Here is a 24207-nt window from a genome sequence, read left to right on the forward strand (position 1 = left end):
GCACGGGTGCCATGAGTCTGACAACGCTGCAGGCGATTGTGCGACCTGGCTCTGCGACAAGGCCCGGCTGCGGCAGCTGGGCACGTGGGTCAAACCGGGGATGCCGGTCGATGGTAGCGAATTAGACGGTTGACTCGTAGCCCATGCCGGCGCCCGCCTCAACCACCACTGGCATTCATGAAGCGCAGCACCTGCACATCGCCGCTGCTGGAGAACTCATGGCGCAGCGGTTTGCGTTGCAGCGCAGCGTGAATAGCGTCGATCACCGGCTGGTCGCTGGTCGGATGGCGGCGCAGCAGTGCGCGCAGATCGATGGAATTCTCGTGGCCCAGGCACAGCAGCAGGCGCCCCTCTACCGTCAGCCGCACACGGTTGCAGGTGGCGCAGAAGTTGTGCGAATGCGGCGAGATAAAGCCGATGCGCGTCTGCGGATGGTCCGCCAGGCGCACGTAGCGCGCCGGGCCGCCGCTCTGCTCGGCCGAATCGATCAGCGCATGGCGCTCGGCGATCAGCGCACGTACTTCGTCGCTGGAGCAGAAGCTCTCACCGCGCGAACGACCGACGTCGCCCAGCGGCATTTCCTCGATAAAGCTCAGGTCGAACCCACCGGCGATGGCGAAGTCCACCAGGTCGGCGACCTCCTCGGCGTTGCGGCCCTTCATCACCACGGCATTGAGCTTGATCCGCTCGAAGCCGGCATCGCGCGCCGCGTCGATCCCGTCGAGCACCTGCTGCAGCTGACCGGTGCGGGTGATGGCGTGGAATTTGGCGGCATCCAGGCTATCCAGGCTGATGTTCAGCCGCTTGACCCCGGCGCGCGCCAGCGGTGCTGCAAGCTTGACCAGCTGCGAGCCATTAGTGGTCATCACCAGTTCGCGCAGGCCGGGCAAGGCCGCGATGCGCTCGCAGAGACCGACGATGCCCTGGCGTACCAGCGGCTCGCCACCGGTGAGGCGAATCTTCTTCACCCCCAAGCCGACGAAGATGCGCGCGATGCGCTCCAACTCCTCCAAACCGAGCACCTGCTGGCGCGGCAGGAAGGTCATGTCCTCGGCCATGCAGTAGACGCAGCGGAAGTCGCAACGGTCGGTCACCGACATGCGCAGGTAGTCGATCTGGCGGTTGTGGGCATCGCGTAATTGAGTCATCGATAACACCTCTGAAGCCTCGTAGGGTGGATGACGTTTGTCATCCACCATGGCCCTGCTCGATGGATGGGTGAAGCGTCATCCACGAGACGTAGAGCCAAGCCGCCGTTATTGCATCAGTGGCGTTTCGGCGCCCTGCATGAGGATGCCTTCGATGTTCGCCGCACCCACCAGGTTCTGCAGGTACTGGCTGACGCCAATCTGCCAGACACGCTGGTTGAGCTCGGCACGAATCGAACCGGCGACCACCTCGTAGGGCAGTTGCTCGCCTTCGATGCGCTGGTCGACGACCACCAGGTGGTAGCCGTAGCGGCTCTCCAGCGGTTGCTGGCACAGGCCTACCGGCAGACGGAACAGCTGGCGCTCGAACTCCGGCACCGTCTGGCCCTTGCTGATCTGGCCCAGCGCACCGCCCTGTGCTTTCGACGGGCAGGCCGAATGCTGCAGCGCCAGCTCGGCGAAGCGTTGCGGGGCGGCCTGCAGTTGGCCGATCAACTGCAGCGCCTGTTCGCGAGCCAGGCTGCGCGCCTCGGCATCATCCGCCGGGCAGGCCAGCAGAATGTGCCGCGCGGCCAGCAACGGCGCGCTGAAGAAGCGCTGCTGATTGCCGCTGTAGTACTGCTGGCAGGCAGCCTCGTCGGCCAGCGGCAGCGGCACTTCCTGCTCGATCAGCGTGCGGGTGGCCGCCTCTTCCTCGCTTTCGCCAGCCTCGGCACGCACCACCAGCCCCAGTTCACCGATGCGCTGCTGCAGCAGCTCGCGCAACACCAGCGCCTGGGTCGCCAGGTAGACGGCCTCTTCGCGGCTTTCCGCCGGGTGGTACTGCAATTCCTGAGCGATGGCCTGAGAGGCAATCGCCACCCCATTGACCCGCACCCGTGGCCATTCCTGTTCGCTGCTGGCAATCAGCAGCGGCTCACCGGATGCCTGCTCGGCAGCCGGCTCGTTATCTTCCTCGTGCGGCAGCTCCTCGAACAGAGGGGCATCTACCGGCACTTCGATTTCCGGACGCGCGCCGCCACCGCAGCCGCCGCTTCCACCTGTGCTACCACCGCATCCACAACCCATGATGATTACCTCGATAAGACGCTTGAACCTTCGAACCGATCGGCCAGACCGGCTGACGCGCCAGGCGTCAGCCGGCAAGGGTCATACCGGGGTCTTGCTCTTTGCCGTGGCAGGCACAGCGGTCGGCACTGCGGTTTCGCGGGCCGGGGCTTCGTAGGTGCGCGGGCGCTGCGGGCGCGGCATGGCCGGCTTGACGCCCTTCTGGCGGACGATCTGGTAGCGCCGGCCCAGGTACCACACCGGGGCACTGACGATGTGCACCAGACGGGTGAAGGGGAACAGCACGAACAGGGTCACGCCGAGGAACACGTGCAGCTTGTAGATGACGCTGACCGACTCGATGGCGACTGCAGCCTTGACCGGCTGCAAGGTGACCAGGCTCTGCGCCCAGGTGCCCAGCAGCACCATCACCGAACCGTCCAGATGGCCGGTGGAGGCGACGATGGTCAGCAGACCCAGCACCAGCTGCGCCAGCAGCACGAAGAGGATCATCACGTCGCTGGTGTTGGAGGTGGCACGCACACGAGCGTCGGTCAGACGACGATGGATCAGCATCACCAGACCGATCAGGCAGAGGATGCCGAAGAAGCCGCCGGAAACCATCGCCACGATCTGCTTCTGGCCGCTGGTGATGAACGAGTGGTACATCGCCTCGGGCATCAGCAGGCCGACGAAGTGACCGGCCAGGATGAAGATGATGCCGACGTGGAACAGGTTGCTCGCCAGGCGCATGCGGTTGTTCGACAGCATCTGGCTGGAACCGGCCTTCCAGCTGTACTGCGACAGGTCGAAACGCGCCCAGCTGCCGATCAGACAGATGGCCAGGGCGATATAGGGGTAGACCCCGAACAGCAGGAAATTGAAGTTAGACATTGCGCACCTCCTGGGCGAGCGCGGCGGCCTGCCCGTCATGCTTGAAATCGGTCCAGTGCAACGGCACCGGGCTTTCCTCGCGAGCCTTGCCCGGGCCGCTCGGCATGGATGGGCAGCGATCCTGCTGCTCGGCCTTCAGGAAATCGACCTGTTCCTCCTCCCAGATCCTGTCCAGCGCTTCCAGCGAGTCGTCGCGTTCCTCGGCGGCGACCTGCTCCTGCAGGCCGGCCAGGGTTTCCTGCACCGGCTCGCCGGCGATCTGCAGCAGCGCACGGAAGCACGCGGCATGCGGGCTCTCGCGCTCCTGCAGACGCGCTGCCAGCAGCGCCAGCAGATGCGACACGTCGGCCAGACCCTCGCGGGCCTCGAGGTCGTCGCGGGTGGCGAGGTATTCGAGGTACAGCGGGATGTAGTCCGGCAGCTCGCGTACACCGATGTCGAAACCGGCCTCGGTGTACTGAGCCATCAGGTCGACCATGGCCTGGCCGCGGTCGCGGGACTCGCCATGCACGTGTTCGAACAGCAGCAGCGACAGTGAACGGCCACGGTCGAACAGGTCGGTGTAACGCTCCTGCACGTCCATCAGGTCGTCTTTGGTCAGCTCGTCGAGCAGGCGGCGCAGCGCGATGCGCTGCTCCGGGCTGATCTCGCGGGCCGCGCCGATGGCCTGGGCCAGTTCGGCATGGCCGTCGCGCAGGTGCTGGTCGGGGTAGTCCAACAGCAGGGATATCACTTTAAGGATGCGCATGGCTCAGTCCTCCCACAGCTGGACGGTCTTGATGATGTCGCGGCGGTTGGCCTTCTTCGCGCCAAACATGTTGGTGTTCGAGGCGCCCGAGCAGCCGCTGCCGAAGCTGAAGCCGCAACCGGAACGCTCGGCGAAGGCGTCGCTCATGGCCTCTTCGCGGTGCGCGGTCGGGATCACGTAGCGGTCTTCGTAGTTGGCAATGGCCAGGTAGCGGTACATGTCCTCCACCTGAGCCACCGACAGACCGACGCTCTCCAGCACCTTGAGGTCCTGCACGCCATCGACCTGCTCGGCACGCTTGTAGGCACGCATGGCGAGCATGCGCTTGAGCGCCAGCTTGACCGGCTCCTCGTCGCCTGCAGTGAGCAGGTTGGCCAGGTAACGCAGCGGGATGCGCAGGCTGTCGACGTCCGGCAGTACGCCGTCCATGCTGACGTGACCGGCGCTGGCGGCGTTCTGGATCGGCGACAGCGGCGGCACGTACCACACCATCGGCAGCGTGCGGTATTCCGGGTGCAGCGGCAGAGCCAGCTTCCAGTCGACCGCCATCTTGTACACCGGCGACTTCTGCGCGGCTTCGATCACCGACATCGGTACGCCGTCGTTGAGCGCCTGATCGATGACCTTCGGATCGAACGGATCGAGGAAGATCTCCAGTTGCTTGGCGTACAGGTCCTGCTCGTTGACGGTGCTGGCCACTTCATGGATGCGGTCGGCGTCGTACAGCAGCACGCCGAGGTAGCGGATGCGGCCGACGCAGGTCTCGGCGCAGACGGTCGGCATGCCGGCCTCGATGCGCGGGAAGCAGAAGATGCACTTCTCGGATTTGCCGCTCTTCCAGTTGAAGTAGATCTTCTTGTACGGGCAGCCGCTGATGCACATGCGCCAGCCGCGGCACTTCTCCTGGTCGATGAGGACGATGCCGTCCTCCTCGCGCTTGTAGATCGCACCGCTCGGGCAGGAGGCGGCGCAGGTCGGGTTCAGGCAGTGCTCGCACAGGCGCGGCAGGTACATCATGAAGGTGTTTTCGTACTGCCCGTAGATGTCCGCCTGAATCTTGTCGAAGTTCTTGTCCTTGCGACGCTTGGCGAACTCGGTACCGAGAATTTCTTCCCAGTTCGGGCCCCACTCGATCTTCTCCATGCGCTGACCGGAGATCAGCGAGCGCGGACGTGCAACCGGCTGGTGATCGGAGATCGGCGCGGTGTGCAGGTTCTGGTAGTCGAAGTCGAACGGCTCGTAGTAGTCATCGATGGTTGGCAGGTCCGGGTTGGCGAAGATGTTCGCCAGCACGCGGAACTTGCCACCGATGCGCGGGTTGATGGTGCCGTCGCCATTGCGCACCCAGCCGCCCTTCCACTTGTCCTGGTTCTCCCACTCTTTCGGGTAGCCGATGCCAGGCTTGGTTTCGACGTTGTTGAACCAGGCGTATTCCATGCCTTCGCGGCTGGTCCAGACGTTCTTGCAGGTGATCGAGCAGGTGTGGCAGCCGATGCACTTGTCCAGGTTCAGGACCATGCCAACTTGTGAACGAATCTTCATGGCCTATTCCTCAGATGTCTTGCGGCAGGGGTTGCGGCAGGTCATTGCCGTTCGGGCCGTCGAGCCAGTCGACCTTGGCCATCTTGCGTACCACGACGAACTCGTCGCGGTTGCAACCCACGGTGCCGTAGTAGTTGAAGCCGTACGCCTGCTGGGCGTAGCCGCCGATCATGTGGGTGGGCTTGAGCACCACGCGGGTCACCGAGTTGTGGTGGCCGCCGCGGGTCTTGGTGGTCTCGCTGCCGGGCACGTTCACGATGCGTTCCTGGGCGTGGTACATCATCACCATGCCTTCCATCACGCGCTGGCTGACCACTGCACGGGCGGTCAGGGCGCCGTTGGCGTTGAAGCACTCGATCCAGTCGTTGTCCTCGATGCCGGCCTTCTTGGCGTCGACTTCGGACATCCACACGATCGGGCCGCCACGGCTCAGGGTGAGCATGATCAGGTTGTCCGAGTAGGTGCTGTGAATGCCCCACTTCTGGTGCGGGGTGATCCAGTTCAGAACGATTTCGGTATTGCCGTTGCTCTTCTTGCCCTTCACGTAATCGATGGTGCGGGTGTTGATCGGCGGCCGGTAGCTCATCAGCTGCTCGCCGAAGGCCTGCATCCAGGGGTGATCCTGGAAGAACTGCTGGCGACCGGTGATGGTGCGCCACGGGATGTACTCGTGGACGTTGGTGTAGCCGGCGTTGTACGACACATGCTCGTCTTCCAGGCCTGACCAGGTCGGGCTGGAGATGATCTTGCGCGGCTGCGCCTGGATGTCACGGAAGCGAATCGCCTCGTGCTCCTTCGGCAGCGCCAGATGGCTGTGGTCGCGGCCGGTGAATTCCGACAGCGCGGCCCAGGCCTTCACGGCAACGTGACCATTGGTTTCCGGCGCCAGGCTGAGGATGACCTCGGCCGCGTCGATGGCCGACTCGATCTGCGGACGCCCTTGGCTGACGCCCTCGTCGCGGACCTTGTAGTTCAGCTCGCCGAGGAAATCGACTTCATCCTGGGTGTTCCAGTTGATGCCCTTGCCGCCGTTGCCGAGCTTGTCGAGCAGCGGGCCGAGGGAGCTGAACTTCTTGTAGGTCGCCGGATAGTCGCGCTCGACCACGGTCATGTTCGGGCAGTTCTTGCCCGGCAGCGGATCGACGCCAGCGGTTTTCCAGTCGGTGCCGCCGAACGGCTGGGCCAGTTCGCCGGGGCTGTCGTGCAGGAGCGGCACAGTGACCAGATCCTTCTCCACGCCCAGATGACCTTCGGCCATCTTCGAGAACGACTTGGCGATGCCCTTGTAGATTTCCCAGTCGGAACGCGCTTCCCAGGCCGGGTCGATGGCTGCCGACAACGGGTGAATGAAGGGGTGCATGTCCGAGGTGTTCATGTCGTCCTTCTCGTACCAGGTCGCGGTCGGCAGAACGATGTCGGAGTACACGCAGGTCGAGGACATGCGGAAGTCGAGGGTGGTGACCAGGTCGAGCTTGCCGATGGCGCCGTCTTCCTGCCATTCGGCCTCGAGCGGCTTGAAGCCGTCGCGCTTGCCGAGGTCCTCGTTCATCACGCCGTTCTTGGTGCCCAGCAGGTACTTGAGCATGTACTCGTGGCCCTTGCCCGAGCTGCCCAACAGGTTGGAGCGCCAGATGAACATGTTGCGCGGGAAGTTATCCGGGTTGTCCGGCTGCTCGCAGGCAAACTTCAGCGAACCGTCCTTCAGCGACTGGGTGACGTAGTCCACCGGCGACATGCCGGCCGCTTCGGCTTCACGGCAGATCTGCAGCGGGTTGCGGTTGAGCTGCGGCGCGCTCGGCAGCCAGCCGGCGCGTTCGGCGCGGATGTTGTAGTCGAGCATGTGCTCGGGGAACTGCGACTTGTCGGCCAGCGGCGAGAGCACTTCGTGGATGCTCATCTTCTCGTGGCGCCACTGCGAGCTGTGGTTGTAGAAGAAGCTGGTGCCGTTCATCTGGCGTGGCGGACGGTGCCAGTCGAGACCGAAGGCCAGTGGCAGCCAGCCGCACTGCGGACGCAGTTTTTCCTGACCCACGTAGTGAGCCCAACCGCCACCGGTCTGCCCTACGCAACCGCACAACATCAGCATGTTGATCAGGCCGCGGTAGTTCATGTCCATGTGGTACCAGTGGTTCATCGCCGCACCGACGATGATCATGGAACGGCCATGGGTCTTGTCGGCGTTGTCGGCGAATTCACGGGCGATCTGGATCGCCTTCTCGCGGGACACGCCAGTGATGACTTCCTGCCAGGCCGGGGTGCCGGGCACGCTGGCGTCGTCGTAGCTGGAAGCGACGTTGGCGCCACCCAGACCACGGTCGATACCCAGGTTGGCGGCCATCAGGTCGAATACGGTGGCGACCTTGGTGGTGCTGCCATCGGCCAGGGTGATGCTGCGGACCGGCACGCGGCGCAGCTGGATGCTCTCGCCTTCGGCGTGCTGGAAGTGCTCGTGGAGGATGCCGCCGAAGTACGGGAAGGCAACTTCGGCCGTTTCGCCGCCATCGATCTGGGTCAGGCTCAGGTCGACATCGCGGCCGTCCTTGCCTTCGCGGGCTTCGATGTTCCACTTGCCCTTCTCGCCCCAGCGGTAGCCGATCGAACCCAGCGGCGAAACCAGCTCGCCGGTGGTGCCGTCGACGGCGATGGTTTTCCACTCAGGGTTGTTTTCCTGGCCGAGGTTGTCAGCCAGATCGGAGGCGCGCAGGAAGCGGTCGGCGATGTAGCTGCCATCCTTCTCGTTCAGGCGCACCAGCACCGGCAGGTCGGTGTAGCGCTTGGCGTAGTCGCGGAAGTAGGCGCTCGGCTTCTCGAGGTGGAATTCCTTGAAGATGACGTGGGCGAAGGCCTGCGCCAGCGCGGCGTCGGTGCCCTGCTTCGGGTTGAGCCAGAGGTCGGTGAGCTTGGCGACTTCGGCGTAGTCCGGGGTGATGGCGACGGTCTTGGTGCCCTTGTAGCGGACCTCGGTGAAGAAGTGCGCGTCCGGCGTACGGGTCTGCGGGACGTTGGAGCCCCAGGCGATGATGTAGTTGGAGTTGTACCAGTCGGCCGATTCCGGCACGTCGGTCTGCTCGCCCCACACCTGTGGCGAGGCCGGCGGCAGGTCGCAGTACCAGTCGTAGAAGCTCAGGCACACGCCGCCAATCAGCGACAGGTAGCGGCTACCGGCCGCGTAGGAAACCATCGACATGGCCGGGATCGGCGAGAAGCCGACCACGCGGTCCGGACCGTACTGCTTGACGGTGTAGACGTTGGCGGCGGCGATGATCTCGTTGACTTCTTCCCAGCTGGAACGGATGAAGCCGCCCATGCCGCGCTTGCTCTTGTAGGACTCGGCCTTGGCCTTGTCCTCGACGATGCTGGCCCAGGCGTCCACCGGGGTCATGTTGCGCCGCGCTTCACGCCACAGTTTCAGCAGCGGCTTGCGCACCTTGGGGTACTTCAGGCGGTTGGCGCTGTAGATGTACCAGCTGTAGCTGGCGCCACGCGGGCAGCCGCGCGGCTCGTGGTTGGGCAGGTCGTTGCGGGTACGCGGGTAGTCGGTCTGCTGGGTTTCCCAGGTGATCAGGCCGTTCTTCACGTAGATCTTCCAGGAGCACGATCCGGTGCAGTTCACCCCGTGGGTGGAACGCACGATCTTGTCGTACTGCCAGCGCGAGCGGTAGACGTTCTCCCAGTCGCGGGATTCGATGCGGGTTTCGCCATGACCATCGGCGAATTCGCCTTGCTTCCTGTTGAAGAAGCGCAGTTGATCGAGCAAGTGGCTCATTGGTTTCTCTCCTCACTCCGGTTGCGAACCACTGGCCCGACCGGTCGGCTTATCAATCTCGGCTTACGCCAGCCGAGGTGGCTGGCGCATTCGTTCGGTGCAACGTCAGGACGCGAGCTTCTGGCGGGCCTCCAACTCGCGGTCGACGCTGGATACGTAGTACTCGTCGGAGAACGCCCCCTCGGGCTCCTTCAGCCAGAGCAGGCAGAGCCCGAAGCTGACGAACGCACCGGCTGCAATCACCATGAAGAACTGCGAGGGGGTCACGAAGGTGTAGAGGGTCAGGTAGCAGACGGCGCCGACGTTGCCGTAGGCCCCGGCCATGCCGGAGATCTGCCCGGTAACCCGGCGCTTGATCGAGGGGATGATCCCGAAGGTCGCACCCTCGGCACCCTGGACGAACATCGAGCAGGCCACGGTGATGGCGACGGCGACGATCAGCGGCCAGGACGCGTTCATCAGCCCCATCAGGAAGAAGCCGACGGCGATGCCGAGCATGTAGACGAGCATGACGAAGCGGCGGTTGCCGAAGCGGTCGGAGACCAGCCCGCCCATGGGCCGCGCCACCAGGTTCACGAAGGCAAACGAGGCGGCGATGATGCCCGCGGTGGTCGGGGTCAGGCCCCAGGTCAGCTCGAAGAACATCGGCAGCATCGACACCACCGCCAGCTCCGCGCCGAAGTTGGCGAAGTAGGTGGAGTTCAGCGCGGCCACAGTGTTGAAGGGATACTTGTCGTCTTCCGGCACGCCCTTCTTCAGGATCGGTATGTTGACCCGCAGGATCTGCACCACCTGGAAGATCACCACCAGCGCGATCACCGCGTAGCTGATCAGCGCGCCGGTGGAACCGAGGTAGCCCAGCTTCTCGATGCGCCAGACCAGGATGCCGAGCACACCGACCATGGGAATGGTCCAGATGATCAGCTTGATCATGTCGGCCCAGGTGCTGACCTCCAGCGCGCTGGCCTTGTGCGGCTTGCGGTGAATGGTGCCGGCCGGGCCGTCGGTGAGCGCGAACCAGTAGTAGACGCCGTAGATGGCCATGATGATCGCCGAGCTGGCGATCGCCCAACGCCAGCCTTCCGGGCCACCGAAGGCATGGATGGCGATGGCCGGCAGGCTCATGGCGGCAGCCGCGGAACCGAAGTTGCCCCAGCCGGCGTAGAAGCCCTCGGCGAAACCGATGTCCTTGGGTTTGAACCACATGGCGGTCATATGGATGCCGACCACGAAGCTGGCACCGATGGAGCTGAGGATCAGCCGCGACACCAGCAGCTGGACGCGGCTGTCACCAAAGGCGAAGAACAGCGCGGGCGCAGCCATCACCACCAGCAGCACCGAAAACACCCGGCGCGGGCCCCAGCGGTCGAGCGCCATGCCGACCAGGATGCGCGCCGGGATGGTCAGTGCCACGTTGGCGATGGCGAACAGCTTGAGATCCTCGGGCGTCAGCCAGTTCACGCTTTTCAGCATGCTCGAGGCCAGCGGCGCCATGCCGAACCAGACGAAGAAGCAGATATAGAAGGCGATCCAGGTCAGATGCAGGGCCCGGATCTCGGGGCGCTTCCATTCGAACAGCGTAGAAACTCTCATGTTGAGCTCCTCACTCAGGGGCAGGCTTGAATCAGGACCGGGCAAGGCGCCCGGCGGGCCAGGAAGGCGCTGACGCTGCCGAAGGTCATGTAGTCGAGCTCGTCGACCAGCAGATTCAGCGAGCGGGAGATGAAGCCGCCGTCCGGTTCGTTGGAATGCCGCGCGATGACCAGCAGGTCCGGCTTCTTGTGCTCGGCAGCCTTGAGGATCATCTTGCGGGCGTCGCCTTCGGCGAGGATCACGTCGACGTCCAGGCCGAAGGCGCTGACCTTGGCCGCCGCCTCCTGCAGGAAGGCCTGGAATTCGCGACGCTCACGCTCGTACAGCTCGACCGCTGAATCGCTGGTGTCACGGGTCTCTTCCACCACGCCGATCAGCATGATCAGCGGCTTCAGCGGACCGAACATCTCGAGGGTGGCGTCCAGCGCTTTGCGGGCGTTACGCGAGTTGTCGTAGGCAATCATGATGTTCATGGCAGCTCTCCGGACTCAGGGGTTCTTCACGTAGGCGTTGGGGCGCAGGTAGAACCACCAGTTGAGGATCAGGCACAGCGCGTAGAACACCGCGAAGCCGTACATCGCCACTTCCGGGGTGCCGGCCTTGACCTGTTCGCCAATCACGATCGGGGCAACGAAGGAGCCGTAGGCGGCGACAGCGGAGGTCCAGCCGAGTACAGGGCCGGCCTTCTCGCGGTCGTAGATGACGCCGATGGTGCGGAAGGTCGATCCGTTGCCGATGCCGCTGGCGGCGAACAGCACCAGGAACAGCACCAGGAACAGGAAGAAGAACTCTTCGGGCTGGGCCGAGCTGTAGGCCTGTTGCATCACGTAGCCGGCAGCGACCGAGGCGATGACCATGACCACCGAGATGACCTGGGTAACGATGGAGCCGCCGACCTTGTCGGAGATCCAGCCGCCCAGCGGACGGATCAGGGCGCCGATGAATGGGCCGATCCAGGCGTAGGTCAGTGCGCTCGGCGCGTTGGGGTTGGCGATGCGGGTCACCACGCCGTCGGCGCCGACTTCGTTCATGAAGCCGAAGATCACCGTGATCGACAGCGGCAGTGCCATGGAGAAGCCGATGAAGGAGCCGAAGGTCAGGATGTAGAGGATGCTCATCGACCAGGTGTGCTTGTCGCGGAAGATCGCGAACTGGCGCTTGATGTTCGGGCTGATGCTGCCTGGTAGCAGGCGCAGCATGCCGAGCGTCGCGCCGATGGTCAGCAACATCACGCCCCACATGTTCAGCACACCGAGGCCGGTCGGCGCGGGCAGGTAGAGGTACAGACCGACGGCGGCGGCGACGAAGGCCACGGCGTAGAGGCCGAGGATCTTGCCGAAGGCGTTCAGCGGGTAGCCCGGAGTTGGCGAGATCACCAGCAGGTTGTTCATGCCGAACCAGCCGGCGAAGGCCAGCGGTACCAAAAACAGCAGCCAGACCCAGCCAGCGTTCTGGATCCAGGTATCAGTGCCGGCAGCGATCTTGCCGATCAGCGTGCCGCTGTCCTTGATCAGCTCCATCGGCGCGCCAGCCGCTGCACCGAACACGCCGGCGGTCATCACCAGCGGAATCAGGATCTGCATGGTGGTCACGCCGAAGTTGCCCAGGCCGGCATTCAGCCCCAGCGCCAGCCCTTGCTGATTCTTCGGGAAGAAGGTGCTGATGTTGCTCATCGAGCAGGCGAAGTTGCCGCCGCCGATGCCGGAGAGGAAGGCCAGCAGCTGGAATACCCACAGCGGCGTGTCCTGGCTCTGCAGCGCGAAGCCGGCCCCGGCCGCGGGGATCATCAGCAGCGCGGTGGTCAGGAAGATGGTGTTGCGTCCGCCGGCGATGCGGATCATGAACGACGCCGGAATGCGCAGGGTGGCGCCGGTGAGGCCGGCGATGGCGGTCAGGGTGAACAGCTCGGCGGGCGCGAAGGGAAAGCCCAGGTTGAGCATCTGCACCGTGACGATGCCCCACATCAGCCAGATGGCGAAGCCCATCAGCAGACTCGGGATGGAGATCCACAGATTGCGATTGGCGACCCGCTTGCCAGTGGTGTCCCAGAAGATCTGATCCTCCACGTCCCACTTTTCGATATTGCTCATGGTCGATCCTCTTGGCGCAGGGCCCCGCTGGCATACGCAGCGGGATCAGGAATGGCTCGCACGCTAAGCGGGGCGGATCGATCCGAATTTGACCGAGGTCAATACACGGCCAGTGGCAATTTGCTTTACACGTCGTTCCTACCTCTAACGGAGTACTCCGTATTCATTGAAATAAATTCAATAATATCAATGAGTTATTTTACTTTTCCGATCTCTCTTCATATGCATCGCAAGGGTCCAAATGCATTGGGAGTACTTCCCGCACCATGGCCAGAGCCGATGACAGAGCGCAGAATGAACCACCGCCAGAGCGACGATCAGCCCATGCCCCCAACCGAAAGCGAGCAGCTCTCCACCCGCCACTCGATCGTGTTCAACACCCTGGTGGCGTTCGTGGTCATCATCGGTTTTTCGCTGATCAGCATGCTGGCGAGCCTGTATCTGGCCGATGCCCTGGAAGGTGACGCCGAGGCAATCAACCAGGCCGGCAGCCTGCGCATGCAGGCCTATCGTCTGGCGTTCACCGCCGAGCAGGGCTCGCAGGCGCTGCTCGAGGAACGCATCGTCACGCTCGAACGCACCCTGCTTTCCGCCTCCCTGCGCTCGGCCCTGCACCGTCACGGCGCGACCGAACTGCCCGCGCTGCATGCCGGTGTGCTACGCCACTGGCAGCAACGCATGCGCCCACTGCTGGACGCGCAGGCGCCGCGGCTCGAGGAATATCGCCAGGAAGCGCCGGAGTTCGTCAGCGAGCTGAATGTGTTCGTGCGGACGCTTCAGGAGGCCTCCGAAGGCAAGCTCGGCGTGATCCGCGCGCTGCAGGCCGGGACGCTGTTCGTCATCGTGCTGATCGCCTTCGTCCTGATCTACGGCCTGCACAACAACCTGGCCACCCCGCTGCGCAGCCTGACCAAGATGGCCCGCGACATCGGCAAGGGCGACTTCAGCGGCCAGGTGCAGATTCCCGGCGATACCGAGCTGAGCCTGCTGGCCCGCACGCTCAACCAGATGAGTCAGGAACTGGCCAGCCTCTATGCGGAAATGGAGCAGAAGGTCGATGACAAGACCGCCGCGCTGACCCGCAGCAATGCCACCTTGCAGCTGCTGTTCAACAGCGCACGGATGCTCTACAGCCAACCCGACGACCCGAGCCAGATGATGGGCTCGCTGCTGAACAAGGTGCAGCACGTGCTCGGCACCGGCCCCATCACGCTGTGCCTGAACCGCTCGGCTGCCGCCGGCAGCCACACCGCCATGACCTCCCGCGACCTGCAGCCGCCCGACTACTGCAAGCTGCCGCAGTGCGGCACCTGTCCGGTCAACCAGTCGGGGCGGCTACCCAGCGGCGAAGAACTGATGACCTTCGAGTTGCGCTCCGGTCAGGACGACCTCGGCTCGCTGCGCGTCGCCTATCCGGCTGGCGACACGCTGGCCTCCTGGCAGACCCTGCTGCTGACCACCCTCGCCGACCTCTTCGCCGCCTCGCTGAGCCTCGCGCAGCTGGGCCAGAAGCAGGCACGCTTGGCACTGATGGAAGAGCGCGCGGTGATAGCCCGCGAACTGCACGATTCGCTGGCCCAGGCGTTGTCCGCACAGAAGCTGCAGCTGGCCCGTCTCAAGCGCCTGATGCAGAAGGAAAGCAGCCAGGCGCAGCTGGACGACAGCGTGCAGCAGATCGACCAGGGCCTGAACGCGGCCTACCGCCAGTTGCGCGAGCTGCTGACGACCTTCCGCATCAAGGTCAACGAACCCGGGCTGCGACCGGCGGTGCAGGCAACCATCGAGGAATTCGGTGCCAACTCCGGCCTGCAGATTCTGAGCGACTACCGCCTCGACCACTGTCCGCTGACGCCCAACGAGGAAGTGCACTGCCTGCAGATCATCCGCGAGGCGCTGAGCAATGTGGTCAAGCACGCCGAGGCCGACCGCTGCTGGCTGAGCCTGACCCAGGACAGCAATGGCACCATCCACGTCAGAATCGAGGACGACGGCATCGGCATCCGCCCCGAAGAGCAGCGCGCCGGCCATTACGGCCTGATCATCCTGCAGGAGCGCGCCAGCAGCCTGAACGGCAGCATCAGCATCGGCCTGCGTCCCGGCGGCGGCACCCTGGTCCACCTGCGCTTTCCGCCTGCCTATCGCCACATTCCCCTAATACAGGAGCCTGTCTCGCATGAACGAAGGGACAACCACACGAATCCTGCTGGTCGACGACCATCCCATGATGCGTCGGGGCCTGCGTGACCTGCTGGAACTGGAAGACGACCTGGAGATGGTCGGCGAGGCAGGCAACGGTGAAGACGCCATTCGCCTGGCTCAGGAGATCGAGCCCGATCTGATCCTGATGGACCTGAACATGCCGGGCATTGACGGCCTGGAGACCACCCGGCGCATGCGCGACGCGGACATCGATGCACGGATCATCATGTTCACCGTCTCCGACGAACAGAGTCATGTCCTCGAAGCCCTGCGCAACGGCGCCGATGGCTACCTGCTCAAGGACATGGACGCCGAACAGCTGATCGAGCAGATCCGCATCTCCGCCACCGGCCGCATGGCCCTCAGCCCCGAGCTGACCCAGGTGCTCGCCGAGGCCATCCGGGTGCGTCCCAAGCCCACCGGCCAGGTGCAGTTTTCCAGCCTGACCAAGCGCGAGAAGGAAGTTCTGCGGCTGATCGCCAAGGGCCAGAGCAACAAGATGATCGCGCGCAAGCTCGGCATCACCGAAGGCACCGTGAAGGTCCACGTGAAGAACCTGCTGCACAAGCTGGGCCTGCGTTCGCGGGTCGAGGCAGCCGTCTGGGTGCTGGAGAACGAAGCGAAGGGCTGACCGGCACCGTCGCCCGGCAGCAGTTTTGTGCGTGATCGCTCAACTCGCGAAGCCGCTGCCGTCCCCTTGACAATCATCAATGCCATCACCGCGAAGCGCTCTATCTTCTCGTCCCCAACCGACCTGACCGTGTGGTCAGCATCGCGCCCATCCGGACGTAAGGAGCGCTCCATGTTCAAGATTCTGCTGCCCACTTCCCTGCTACTCGGCCTGCTGGCCGCCAGCCTGCCCTGCCAGGCGGCCATCAGCGACGCCGAGGCGGTCAACCGCGCCGGCATGCAGCGCATGCTCGGCCAGCGCATCGCCAAGAGTTACCTGATGATCGGCACCGATACCCGCGTCGATCTTGCCGCCAGCCAGCTCGACAGCAGCATTGCCAGCGTCGAGGAGAACGCCCAGCTGCTCGACGAGTACGCCGCCAACGATGCCATCCGCAAGGCGCTGGAAGACGCCACGCAGACCTGGCATCAGTATCGCCAGCTGGCCCTGACCCAACCGGATCGCGAACAGTCCGCCGAGCTGCTGCGCCTGGCCGAGCGCTTCCTCGGCCAGAGCGAAACGCTGGTGCAGGAGATCGAGCGCCACAGCGGCAGTCAGGCGGCTCGCCTGGTCAACCGCAGCGGGCGCCAGCGCATGCTCAGCCAGCGCATCGCCATGCTCTATCTGGCGATGACCTGGAAGCTGCCGGAACAGCGCCTGCGCGGCGATTTCGATGCGGCAGTCGCGGAGTTCGAGCGCGGCCTGGACGAGCTGAACAAGGCGCCGCAGAACACCGAGCAGATCAACCGCCAGCTCGATCAGATCGGCGCGCAATGGCGCTTCGCCCGGGCCGGTTTCAGCCTCGCCGACGATGCGCGCTTCGTCCCGACGGTGATCGTCACCACCAGCGATTCACTGCTGCGCAAGATCGAACAACTGACGCTGGACTATGAGCGACTGGCCGGCAGCAGCCGCTGATCGACTACCTACCCTGCCCAGAAAGAGGTATGGCCTGCCCGCACGGCGCGACCTAGCATGCCGTTCATCGAAAGGAAGGGGGATGGCCATGCTGACCGGCTCTGCAGTGCTCAATACGATGCGCCGTCATCATCTGTTCAATGGGCTGGCCGAGACGGCTCTGCTGAACCTCGCGGCGCATACCACGGTCAAGCGCCTGCCAGCCGGCTGCACGCTGTTCCATCAAGGCGACGCGGCCGAGCACTTTCACGTGCTGATCAACGGCCAGGTCAAGCTGCACCGGGTCACCTGCGATGGTCAGGAGAAGGTCATCGAGGTAGTCCGGCCGGGCGAGGCCTTTGCCGAGGCGATGCTCTTCAACAAGCAGCCCGAACATCCGCTGAGCGCCACCACCCTCAAGGAAAGCCTGGTGCTCAACGTGCAGAACGCCCACTACCTGCGTTTGCTCGAGACCCAGCCTCAGTTGTGCATGCAGCTGCTCAGCAGCCTCAGCGACAGGCTCAACCAGCGGCTGCATCAGATCGACAGCCTGACCTCGTCCAACGTCTGCCAGCGCGTGGTGCGTTACCTGTTCCAGGAACTGCAGGCAGCGCGCAGCGGTGTGATCGACCTCGACCTGCCCAAACGCCTGATCGCCTCGCAGCTGGGCATTCAACCGGAAACGCTGTCGCGCATCCTGCATCGCCTGACCGACGCAGGGCTGATCGCCGTGCAGCGGCGGCGCATCGAGATCCTCGACCAGCGCAGCCTCTCGGCCTACCTCGAAGCAGCCGCTTGATCAGCCCTGGACGTCGGGGTCACCACGACGGAACGGCTGCGGGGCGACTTCAACCGGTGCCGGCTCGACCAGCGGCGGCTCTACCGGCGGCGGACCATCGCCAAGCTTGAAGGGTTTCGGCGGCTCGCTGACCAGTCTCCGCGTGGCCGGCTCGAGGCGCTCCGGCTCAGGCTCCGGGCGCTCGCGGATCAGATGCCAGGCAGCGGCGGCAAGGGCGGCGGCCAGCACACGATAGAACAGCGATGCTAGATCGAAACCGACCAGCTCACCGCCATCCAGCCACAGCGACACCAAGCGCCCGAGCACCAGCGCGGTCATGGTGATCATCAGCATCATCAAGGCCGGTCGCGCACGCTCGGGGGCGCGCGCGGCCCAGATCAGAAACAGTGCCAACCCCAGTTGCAGGCCCCCGTAGTAGACCCGCATGTGGCTGACCGAGGCGCCCTCCATCAGCAGCATGCCGTTCAGATTGGCCATCTCGTAGGGGCGAAACCAGTAAGCCAGGCTCAGACCGGCCATCACCAGCGCCTGCGCGAGCAGAACGAAACGGGCAAAACGCATCGAAAACTCTCCTGATGTGCGACTCGCTATTCCGATTGGCATGGGACTGTCAGGCGGCCGGTTTGTTCTGCGCCCGGTACTCCGGCCGACGCTCCCGCGCGACGTCGATAGTGACAATGGCCCGCCCGCCGCACCTTGGGTATGGGCGCAACCCGGCGTATTCTGGGCCTCTCGCTCGTAGGAGGTTCCCATGCGCCGTCTTCTGTTGCTGCTTCCCGTCCTGCTCGCCGGGTTCGCCCAGGCCGCCGAGCCCATTGCCATCGACGTCTATCGTGACCCCAACTGCGGCTGTTGCGAAGCGTGGATCGATCACCTGGAGGACAACGGCTTTTCCGTGAGCGATCACGTGGTCAACGACATGACCTCGGTAAAGATGGAACACGGCATCCCGCACCGCCTCGGTTCCTGTCACACCGCGGTGATCGACGGCAAGTTCGTCGAAGGCCACGTTCCTGCCGCCGACATCCTCAAGCTGCGTGCGCAACCGGACCTGATTGGCGCGGCCGTACCCGGCATGCCGATCGGCTCGCCGGGCATGGAGATGGGCGAGCGCAAGGACGCCTTCAAGGTGATCGGCGTCAGCAAGGCGGGCGAGGAGCGCGTGCTCTCCGAATACCCCGGCGACTGACCCATCGCGCCGCTGCGAATGCAGTGCGGTCCGCGCTGCAGCTTTTTCGCGCCGTACGGGTCTTAACGGGAGGCAGGCGCCGCTTCGGTGTTGCGCCCTCAACCCGTCAACCGTTCAGAAGGACACCCCCATGCGCTGGAAACGAGCCCGACGCAGCGACAATGTAGTGGACGCCAGAGGCCGCAGCGGCATGCGCCTTGGCGGCGGACTGGGCCTGGGCGGCATCGCCATCGTGGTGATCATCGGCCTGCTCTCCGGCCAGGACCCGCTGCAGATCCTCGGCCAGCTGGCCAACCAGGGCGGCCCGGCCGTCTCCCAGCAGAGCCAGCGGCCGGCCGGCGATGACCCGCAGACCGAATTCGTCCGGGCGATTCTCGGCGACACCGAAGACACCTGGCGTGCGTTGTTCCAGCAAGCTGGCGCTCAGTATCGCGACCCGACCCTGGTGCTGTTTCGCGGCGGAGTGAACTCGGCCTGCGGCTTCGCCAGCTCGGCGGTGGGCCCGTTCTACTGCCCCGGCGATCAGCAGGTCTATCTCGACCTGCAGTTCTTCGACGAGATGGCCCGGCGCTTCTCCGCCGCCGGCGACTTCGCCCAGGCCTATGTGATCGCCCATGAGGTCGGCCATCACGTGCAGACCCTACTCGGCGTTTCCCAGCAGATGCAGAGCGCCCGTCAGCGCGGCGCGAGGATGGAAGGCGACAAAGGCCTGCTGGTCCGCCAGGAGCTGCAGGCCGATTGCTTCGCTGGAGTCTGGGCCTATCACGCGCAGCAACGCCACGACTGGCTGGAAGAAGGCGACCTGGAAGAAGCGCTGAACGCCGCCAATGCCATCGGCGACGACAACCTGCAGAAGCGCAGCCAGGGCCGCGTGGTGCCCGATGCCTTCACCCACGGCACCTCGGCGCAACGGGTGCGCTGGTTCCGTGATGGCTTCGAGCATGGCGATCCGGCGCGCTGCGACACCTTCAAGGCGACGCGGCTGTAATAGACGGCGACGGGAGCCTCGCGAGCAAGGTCGCTTCTACGTGGTCATGCGGGGTTCGGACCGGCTGCGCGCGACCTGCTGCAGGCGGCGGGAGAACAGGGTTGGCGACGGGCTTGTGCACGACCTGACTCGTGCACGGCCCGAATGCGGCAGCGGCCTCGCCCGCAAATGGCTGTGACTTCGGTGTGCGCCCCGTTCCCCGTCGCGCCGCGCTCAGATCTCGCCCGAAGAGAGCAGCCCGTGCAGCACCCGGCAATCCGGGGCATAGAGATCGGCCAGTTCCGGCCATTCGTTGTGCGGCACGTTGACCAGTACGCCACGCGCGCCGGCCGCCCGAGCGCACTCCAGGTCGAAGCGGTAGTCACCGACCATCAGCATCGCCGACGGCGCCACGCCCCAACGTTCCGCCAGATGCAGCAGCCCGCCCGGATGCGGCTTGGGCGGCGCTTCGTCGCGACCGAGGATGTCCTCGGGCAGGAAACAGTCCCCCATGCCGACCGCGTCCAGAGTCACCCTGGCCAGTTCCTGGGCATTGCGAGTGAGCACTCCAAGTCGGCAGCCGCGCTCGCGCAGAGCATGCAGCAGCTCGCGAGCGCCTTCTGCCGGGCGCGCCGCGCAGGCCAGCTCGCGCTCGTGCGCCAGCAGCCAGGCGTGCTTGGCGGCGGCCTCCTCGGCAGGTAACGCCGCCAGGTGATGGAGGATGTCGTCCTCCTCGGGAATCTCCAGCGCGCGGCGGATCGCGGCGAAATCGTGCACGGCGATGGTCAGGGTGCCGTCCATGTCGAACACCCAGTGACGGACCTCGGCGATCTTCACATCCAGTCCTCGCGCACGCGGATCAGCCCTTCCTGCGCGACGGACGCGACCAGCTGGCCCTGGCGGTTGAAGATGCTGCCGCGGGCGAAACCGCGCGCATTGCCGGCCCAGGGGCTGTCAATGGAGTACAGCAGCCAGTCGTCCAGCTTCACCTCACGATGGAACCAGATGGCATGGTCGAGGCTGGCTAGCTGGATGAACTTGCTCCACGAGCTGACGCCGTGCGGCTGCAGCGCGGTGCCGATAAAGCTGAAGTCCGAGGCGTAGGCCAGCAGGTACTTGTGCAGCGCCGGGCTGTCGGGCAGCGCGCCGTCGGCGCGGAACCACAGGTGGCGGACCGGTTCGATGGGCTGCGGGTTGGCAGGATCGACCAGCGTGACCGGGCGGATCTCGATGGGCTTGGGCCGGCGCAGCTTTTCCATCACCCGCTCGGGCACCATCGGCGACAGCTTGTGCAGCAGCTCCCACTCGTTGGGCAGATCGTCCGGCCCGACCACGTCCGGCATCGGCAACTGATGCTCGTAGCCCGTTTCCTCTGCCTGGAACGAGGCGATGCCGGTGAAGATAGTCTGGCCCTTCTGGATCGCACTGACCCGCCGCGTGGTGAAGCTGCCGCCGTCGCGTACGCGATCGACGTCATAGACCACGGGCTGGTGCGAGTCGCCGGGGCGCAGGAAATAGCCGTGCAGCGAATGCACATGGCGCTCCGGCGTCACCGTCTGGCTCGCGGCGGAGATGACCTGGCCGAGCACCTGGCCGCCGAACAGCTGGGGAAAGCCGAGGTCCTGGCTCGCACCGCGGAACAGGTTCTCCTCGATGCGTTCCAGGGTCAGCAGGTTGACCAGGGCGTCGAGTATCTGGGTCATTTCGGCTTCCTTGATAGGGGGCTCGTACGGGCGCGCCATGTTACGGATTTCGCCGGCAACGCTCCAGCAACAGTGCTCATTGTCGCCAATCGTCCCGCCGCAGCCGGTAGAGCACCTGGGTGTGCAGCGGGTGCTCGGGCGAAACGTCCGGATGACCGAACGTGGTGGCCGGTTCCGGGCGCATGCCGAGCCCTTCCAGCAGTTGCCTGCCCGGTTCGTTGATCTGCGAGACACAGGCCACGACCTCGTCCAGCCCCAGCGCGCCGAATGCGCATTTCAGCGCCGTCTGCGCGGCCTCGCGAACCAGACCCTGCCCCCAGTGCTCGCAAGCCACCGCCCAGCGCAGCTCGGCGACCGCGTTCGGCAGCGGCAGCGGCAGCGGCAAGGCGGACCAGACCAGCCCGCAATAGCCGATGAAGGCGCCGTTGTCCTTGCGCTCCAGCGCCCACAGGCCGAAACCATTGCGCAGCAGATGCAGCCTGCTGCGCACCATCAGCGCGGCGCAGTCATCCCGGGACCACCGCGCCGGGTTGTAGCGCATCACCTCCGGGTCGGCACAGAGCCGCACCAACGGATCGAGGTCTTCGTCATGCCAGTTGCGCAGCCGTAGGCGCGTGCTTTCGAGTGCGAGTCGTTCAACCATCCCTGCTCCTTGAGCGCTCCGACGGCCAGCCTGCATACTGCGGCGCACATCCATCGAACACGCGTGGTTCATGTCGCTTCCCTTGGTATTTCACGACGATTACAGCCCGCCATTGCCGCCGGGCCATCGGTTTCCCATGGAGAAGTTTCGTCTGCTGCGCGACCATCTGGTCGCCCTGGGTTTGACCACAGACGCAGCGCTATTGCGCCCCGAGCTGTGCAGCCATGACATTCTGGCGCTGGCGCACGAGCGCAACTACGTAGAGCGCTACTGCAGCGGCGCGATGGGTCGCGACGAGCTGCGCCGCCTCGGCCTGCCCTGGAGCCCGGAGCTGGCGCAGCGCACCGTGCGGGCGGTAGGCGGTTCGCTGCTGGCCGCCGAACAGGCGTTGCAGCATGGCCTGGCCTGCCACCTGGCCGGCGGCACCCACCATGCCCATCACGACCATGCGTCCGGCTTCTGCATCTTCAACGACCTGGCGGTGATCGCGCTCTACCTGCTGGAAAGCGGACGCGTCGGCCGCGTACTGATCTTCGATTGCGACGTGCATCAGGGCGACGGCACCGCGCGCATCCTGGAGACCGTGGCGGACGCGGTGACCGTCTCGCTGCACTGCGAAAAGAACTTCCCCACGCGCAAGGCCCATAGCGACTGGGACATCCCGCTGCCACCCGGCATGGGCGATGAGGCCTACCTCAAGGTGGTTCATGACACCCTGAACTACCTGCTGCCGATCTATCAGCCGGACCTGGTGCTCTATGACGCTGGCGTCGACGTCCACCGCGACGACGCTCTGGGCCTGCTCTCGCTGACCGACGCAGGACTCGCCGCACGCGACAGCGCGGTGCTCGATCACTGCCTGGGTCGCGACATTCCCGTGGTCGGCCTAATCGGCGGTGGCTACGACAAGGACCGCGTCCTGCTCGCGCGTCGCCACGCGACCCTGCATGTCAGCGCCCACTCGGCCTGGCAGCGCCACGGACTCGGCTGAGCACCCGTCAGCGGCTACAATGCCCGCCCTGCTCGCCTGCCCGGTTGCCGCCATGCCCCAGCCCGCTTCTTCCTTTCGCGTCGCCATCATTGGTGGTGGCCCGGCCGGCCTCATGGCCGCCGAAGTGCTCGGCCAGGCGGGCGTCAGTGTCGATCTGTACGACGCCATGCCCTCGGTCGGCCGCAAGTTCCTCCTGGCCGGGGTCGGCGGCATGAACATCACCCACGCCGAGGACTACTCCGCCTTCGTCAGCCGCTACGGCGAACGCGCCGGCGAGCTGCGCCCGCTGCTGGACGCCTTTACACCCGCCGCGCTGCGCGAATGGATTCACGGGCTGGGTATCGACACCTTCGTCGGCAGTTCCGGCCGGGTATTTCCCACCGACATGAAAGCCGCGCCATTGCTGCGCGCCTGGCTCAAGCGCCTGCGTGAAAACAGCGTACACATTCATACCCGCCAGCGCTGGCTGGGTTGGGACGAGGCCGGTGCGCTGCGCATCGCCGGGCCGCAAGGCGAAAGCCTGATCGACGCACACGCCACCCTGCTCGCCCTCGGCGGCGGCAGCTGGGCACGACTGGGCTCCGATGGCGCCTGGGTGCCGCTGCTCGCAGCCCGCGGTATTGCCATCGCACCGCTGCAGCCGGCCAACTGCGGCTTCGAGGTGGAAGGCTGGAGCGCCCATCTGCGGGACAAGTTCGCCGGCGCGCCGCTGAAGACGGTCAGCCTCGCCCTACCGGGTAGCGCGCCGCGCAAGGGCGAGTTCGTACTTACCGCGACCGGTATCGAGGGCAGCCTGGTCTATGCGCTGTCGGCACCGATCCGCGAGGCCATCAACCGTGACGGCGGCGCCACCGTGCTGCTCGACCTGCTGCCGGATCGCACCCTGGCGCAGGTCGCCAGCGCCCTGGCCAGACCGCGGGGTTCGCAATCCATGGCCAAGCATCTGCACCGCCAGCTGAAGCTCGATGGGGTCAAAGCGGCACTGCTGCGCGAGCTGACCGATGCCGTGTCCTTTCAGGATTCGCAGACCCTGGCCACGGCGATCAAGGCACTGCCCATCCGCCTGGTCCGCCCGCGCCCACTGGACGAAGCGATCAGCAGCGCCGGCGGCGTGCCCTTCGAAGCGCTGGATGCCAACCTGATGCTGCAACAGGTGCCTGGGGTGTTCTGCGCCGGGGAAATGCTCGACTGGGAGGCACCGACCGGCGGTTACCTGCTGACCGCCTGTTTTGCCAGTGGCCGAGCCGCGGCCGAGGGAATGCTGCGCTGGCTGCGGGCTGATCGGCCCACAGCCGCGCAGGCTTGATCGACGGGTGAGCGG

Annotated in this window: 21 protein-coding genes; 8 read left to right on the plus strand and 13 right to left on the minus strand. The window is 65.2% G+C overall.

Annotated elements, in window-relative coordinates:
* Positions 1-158: 158 nt before the first annotated feature.
* From moaA to LW136_RS18210, 9 genes are all read right to left on the minus strand, one after another.
* Positions 159-1148 carry a GTP 3',8-cyclase MoaA gene (gene moaA / locus LW136_RS18170; protein ID WP_234173369.1) on the minus strand — a complete coding sequence of 330 codons (990 nt, stop codon included), beginning with the start codon at positions 1146-1148 and terminating at the stop codon, positions 159-161.
* A gap of 108 nt (positions 1149-1256) precedes the next feature.
* Positions 1257-2216 (minus strand): peptidylprolyl isomerase, encoded by a 960-nt coding sequence (locus LW136_RS18175; protein ID WP_234173370.1) that lies wholly within the window; start codon positions 2214-2216, stop codon positions 1257-1259.
* A gap of 81 nt (positions 2217-2297) precedes the next feature.
* Positions 2298-3089: a respiratory nitrate reductase subunit gamma gene (gene narI / locus LW136_RS18180; protein ID WP_058063803.1), complete on the minus strand. Its 792-nt coding sequence runs from the start codon at positions 3087-3089 to the stop codon at positions 2298-2300.
* Entirely contained in the window at positions 3082-3837 is a 756-nt protein-coding gene (narJ, locus tag LW136_RS18185; protein ID WP_234173371.1) for a nitrate reductase molybdenum cofactor assembly chaperone, read from the minus strand. The genes narI and narJ overlap by 8 nt, the downstream gene beginning before the upstream one ends.
* A gap of 3 nt (positions 3838-3840) precedes the next feature.
* Positions 3841-5379 carry a nitrate reductase subunit beta gene (gene narH / locus LW136_RS18190; protein WP_234173380.1) on the minus strand — a complete coding sequence of 513 codons (1539 nt, stop codon included), beginning with the start codon at positions 5377-5379 and terminating at the stop codon, positions 3841-3843.
* A 10-nt stretch (positions 5380-5389) separates the two neighbouring features.
* On the minus strand, positions 5390-9145 hold the full coding sequence (locus LW136_RS18195; RefSeq protein ID WP_234173382.1) for a nitrate reductase subunit alpha: 3756 nt from the start codon (positions 9143-9145) through the stop codon (positions 5390-5392).
* 105 nt (positions 9146-9250) lie between these two features.
* Positions 9251-10738, minus strand: a complete 1488-nt coding sequence (locus tag LW136_RS18200; protein WP_234173384.1) for an MFS transporter — start codon at positions 10736-10738, stop codon at positions 9251-9253.
* 14 nt (positions 10739-10752) lie between these two features.
* Positions 10753-11211, minus strand: coding sequence for a universal stress protein (locus LW136_RS18205; protein ID WP_011912084.1), 459 nt, complete (start codon positions 11209-11211; stop codon positions 10753-10755).
* 15 nt (positions 11212-11226) lie between these two features.
* Complete coding sequence (locus tag LW136_RS18210; protein ID WP_234173385.1) at positions 11227-12828, minus strand: MFS transporter; 1602 nt, start codon at positions 12826-12828, stop codon at positions 11227-11229.
* Positions 12829-13152: 324 nt separating this feature from the next.
* On the opposite strand from LW136_RS18210, the gene LW136_RS18215 reads away from it, so the two are divergent.
* From LW136_RS18215 to LW136_RS18230, 4 genes are all read left to right on the plus strand, one after another.
* Positions 13153-15072 carry an ATP-binding protein gene (locus LW136_RS18215; protein WP_376781404.1) on the plus strand — a complete coding sequence of 640 codons (1920 nt, stop codon included), beginning with the start codon at positions 13153-13155 and terminating at the stop codon, positions 15070-15072.
* Positions 15050-15658 carry a two-component system response regulator NarL gene (narL, locus tag LW136_RS18220; RefSeq protein WP_234175281.1) on the plus strand — a complete coding sequence of 203 codons (609 nt, stop codon included), beginning with the start codon at positions 15050-15052 and terminating at the stop codon, positions 15656-15658. The genes LW136_RS18215 and narL overlap by 23 nt, the downstream gene beginning before the upstream one ends.
* A gap of 171 nt (positions 15659-15829) precedes the next feature.
* On the plus strand, positions 15830-16615 hold the full coding sequence (locus LW136_RS18225; RefSeq protein WP_234173388.1) for a type IV pili methyl-accepting chemotaxis transducer N-terminal domain-containing protein: 786 nt from the start codon (positions 15830-15832) through the stop codon (positions 16613-16615).
* An 82-nt stretch (positions 16616-16697) separates the two neighbouring features.
* Positions 16698-17393 (plus strand): Crp/Fnr family transcriptional regulator, encoded by a 696-nt coding sequence (locus LW136_RS18230; RefSeq protein ID WP_234173403.1) that lies wholly within the window; start codon positions 16698-16700, stop codon positions 17391-17393.
* On the opposite strand, the gene LW136_RS18235 is transcribed toward LW136_RS18230, so the two are convergent.
* Positions 17394-17954, minus strand: coding sequence for a DUF4345 domain-containing protein (locus LW136_RS18235; protein ID WP_234173406.1), 561 nt, complete (start codon positions 17952-17954; stop codon positions 17394-17396).
* A 190-nt stretch (positions 17955-18144) separates the two neighbouring features.
* On the opposite strand from LW136_RS18235, the gene LW136_RS18240 reads away from it, so the two are divergent.
* Together LW136_RS18240 and ypfJ are read left to right on the plus strand one after the other, a co-directional pair.
* Entirely contained in the window at positions 18145-18582 is a 438-nt protein-coding gene (locus LW136_RS18240) for a DUF411 domain-containing protein (protein ID WP_023444629.1), read from the plus strand.
* A 130-nt stretch (positions 18583-18712) separates the two neighbouring features.
* Entirely contained in the window at positions 18713-19570 is an 858-nt protein-coding gene (ypfJ, locus tag LW136_RS18245; protein WP_234173407.1) for a KPN_02809 family neutral zinc metallopeptidase, read from the plus strand.
* Between the two features lie 213 nt (positions 19571-19783).
* Here ypfJ and LW136_RS18250 read toward each other — a convergent pair whose 3' ends face one another.
* From LW136_RS18250 to LW136_RS18260, 3 genes are all read right to left on the minus strand, one after another.
* Positions 19784-20386: an HAD family hydrolase gene (locus tag LW136_RS18250; protein WP_042927781.1), complete on the minus strand. Its 603-nt coding sequence runs from the start codon at positions 20384-20386 to the stop codon at positions 19784-19786.
* Entirely contained in the window at positions 20383-21252 is an 870-nt protein-coding gene (gene tesB, locus LW136_RS18255) for an acyl-CoA thioesterase II (protein WP_041014940.1), read from the minus strand. The genes LW136_RS18250 and tesB overlap by 4 nt, the downstream gene beginning before the upstream one ends.
* A gap of 76 nt (positions 21253-21328) precedes the next feature.
* Positions 21329-21895 (minus strand): GNAT family N-acetyltransferase, encoded by a 567-nt coding sequence (locus tag LW136_RS18260; protein WP_234173409.1) that lies wholly within the window; start codon positions 21893-21895, stop codon positions 21329-21331.
* Positions 21896-21965: 70 nt separating this feature from the next.
* Here LW136_RS18260 and LW136_RS18265 point away from each other — a divergent pair, with 70 nt between their 5' ends.
* Both LW136_RS18265 and LW136_RS18270 read left to right on the plus strand, forming a co-directional pair.
* Positions 21966-22886 carry a histone deacetylase family protein gene (locus LW136_RS18265; RefSeq protein ID WP_042924603.1) on the plus strand — a complete coding sequence of 307 codons (921 nt, stop codon included), beginning with the start codon at positions 21966-21968 and terminating at the stop codon, positions 22884-22886.
* Positions 22887-22905: 19 nt separating this feature from the next.
* Positions 22906-24192: a BaiN/RdsA family NAD(P)/FAD-dependent oxidoreductase gene (locus tag LW136_RS18270; protein WP_419586378.1), complete on the plus strand. Its 1287-nt coding sequence runs from the start codon at positions 22906-22908 to the stop codon at positions 24190-24192.
* Positions 24193-24207 lie beyond the last annotated feature (15 nt).

It is taken from the genome of Stutzerimonas kunmingensis, from assembly GCF_021432085.1.
In the GTDB taxonomy this organism is placed as follows: domain Bacteria; phylum Pseudomonadota; class Gammaproteobacteria; order Pseudomonadales; family Pseudomonadaceae; genus Stutzerimonas.

What these genes read in the sequence shown, in the direction of transcription:
- moaA (WP_234173369.1), bottom strand. Translation starts at nt 1,148, where the DNA reads ATGACTCAATTACGCGATGCCCACAACCGCCAGATCGACTACCTGCGC.
- LW136_RS18215 (WP_376781404.1), top strand. Translation starts at nt 13,153, where the DNA reads ATGCCCCCAACCGAAAGCGAGCAGCTCTCCACCCGCCACTCGATCGTG.
- LW136_RS18210 (WP_234173385.1), bottom strand. Translation starts at nt 12,828, where the DNA reads ATGAGCAATATCGAAAAGTGGGACGTGGAGGATCAGATCTTCTGGGAC.
- LW136_RS18235 (WP_234173406.1), bottom strand. Translation starts at nt 17,954, where the DNA reads ATGCGTTTTGCCCGTTTCGTTCTGCTCGCGCAGGCGCTGGTGATGGCC.
- narI (WP_058063803.1), bottom strand. Translation starts at nt 3,089, where the DNA reads ATGTCTAACTTCAATTTCCTGCTGTTCGGGGTCTACCCCTATATCGCC.
- LW136_RS18225 (WP_234173388.1), top strand. Translation starts at nt 15,830, where the DNA reads ATGTTCAAGATTCTGCTGCCCACTTCCCTGCTACTCGGCCTGCTGGCC.
- LW136_RS18230 (WP_234173403.1), top strand. Translation starts at nt 16,698, where the DNA reads ATGGCCATGCTGACCGGCTCTGCAGTGCTCAATACGATGCGCCGTCAT.
- LW136_RS18260 (WP_234173409.1), bottom strand. Translation starts at nt 21,895, where the DNA reads ATGGTTGAACGACTCGCACTCGAAAGCACGCGCCTACGGCTGCGCAAC.
- LW136_RS18270 (WP_419586378.1), top strand. Translation starts at nt 22,906, where the DNA reads ATGCCCGCCCTGCTCGCCTGCCCGGTTGCCGCCATGCCCCAGCCCGCT.
- LW136_RS18265 (WP_042924603.1), top strand. Translation starts at nt 21,966, where the DNA reads ATGTCGCTTCCCTTGGTATTTCACGACGATTACAGCCCGCCATTGCCG.
- LW136_RS18240 (WP_023444629.1), top strand. Translation starts at nt 18,145, where the DNA reads ATGCGCCGTCTTCTGTTGCTGCTTCCCGTCCTGCTCGCCGGGTTCGCC.
- narH (WP_234173380.1), bottom strand. Translation starts at nt 5,379, where the DNA reads ATGAAGATTCGTTCACAAGTTGGCATGGTCCTGAACCTGGACAAGTGC.
- narL (WP_234175281.1), top strand. Translation starts at nt 15,050, where the DNA reads ATGATGCGTCGGGGCCTGCGTGACCTGCTGGAACTGGAAGACGACCTG.
- LW136_RS18195 (WP_234173382.1), bottom strand. Translation starts at nt 9,145, where the DNA reads ATGAGCCACTTGCTCGATCAACTGCGCTTCTTCAACAGGAAGCAAGGC.
- LW136_RS18200 (WP_234173384.1), bottom strand. Translation starts at nt 10,738, where the DNA reads ATGAGAGTTTCTACGCTGTTCGAATGGAAGCGCCCCGAGATCCGGGCC.
- ypfJ (WP_234173407.1), top strand. Translation starts at nt 18,713, where the DNA reads ATGCGCTGGAAACGAGCCCGACGCAGCGACAATGTAGTGGACGCCAGA.
- narJ (WP_234173371.1), bottom strand. Translation starts at nt 3,837, where the DNA reads ATGCGCATCCTTAAAGTGATATCCCTGCTGTTGGACTACCCCGACCAG.
- LW136_RS18175 (WP_234173370.1), bottom strand. Translation starts at nt 2,216, where the DNA reads ATGGGTTGTGGATGCGGTGGTAGCACAGGTGGAAGCGGCGGCTGCGGT.
- tesB (WP_041014940.1), bottom strand. Translation starts at nt 21,252, where the DNA reads ATGACCCAGATACTCGACGCCCTGGTCAACCTGCTGACCCTGGAACGC.
- LW136_RS18205 (WP_011912084.1), bottom strand. Translation starts at nt 11,211, where the DNA reads ATGAACATCATGATTGCCTACGACAACTCGCGTAACGCCCGCAAAGCG.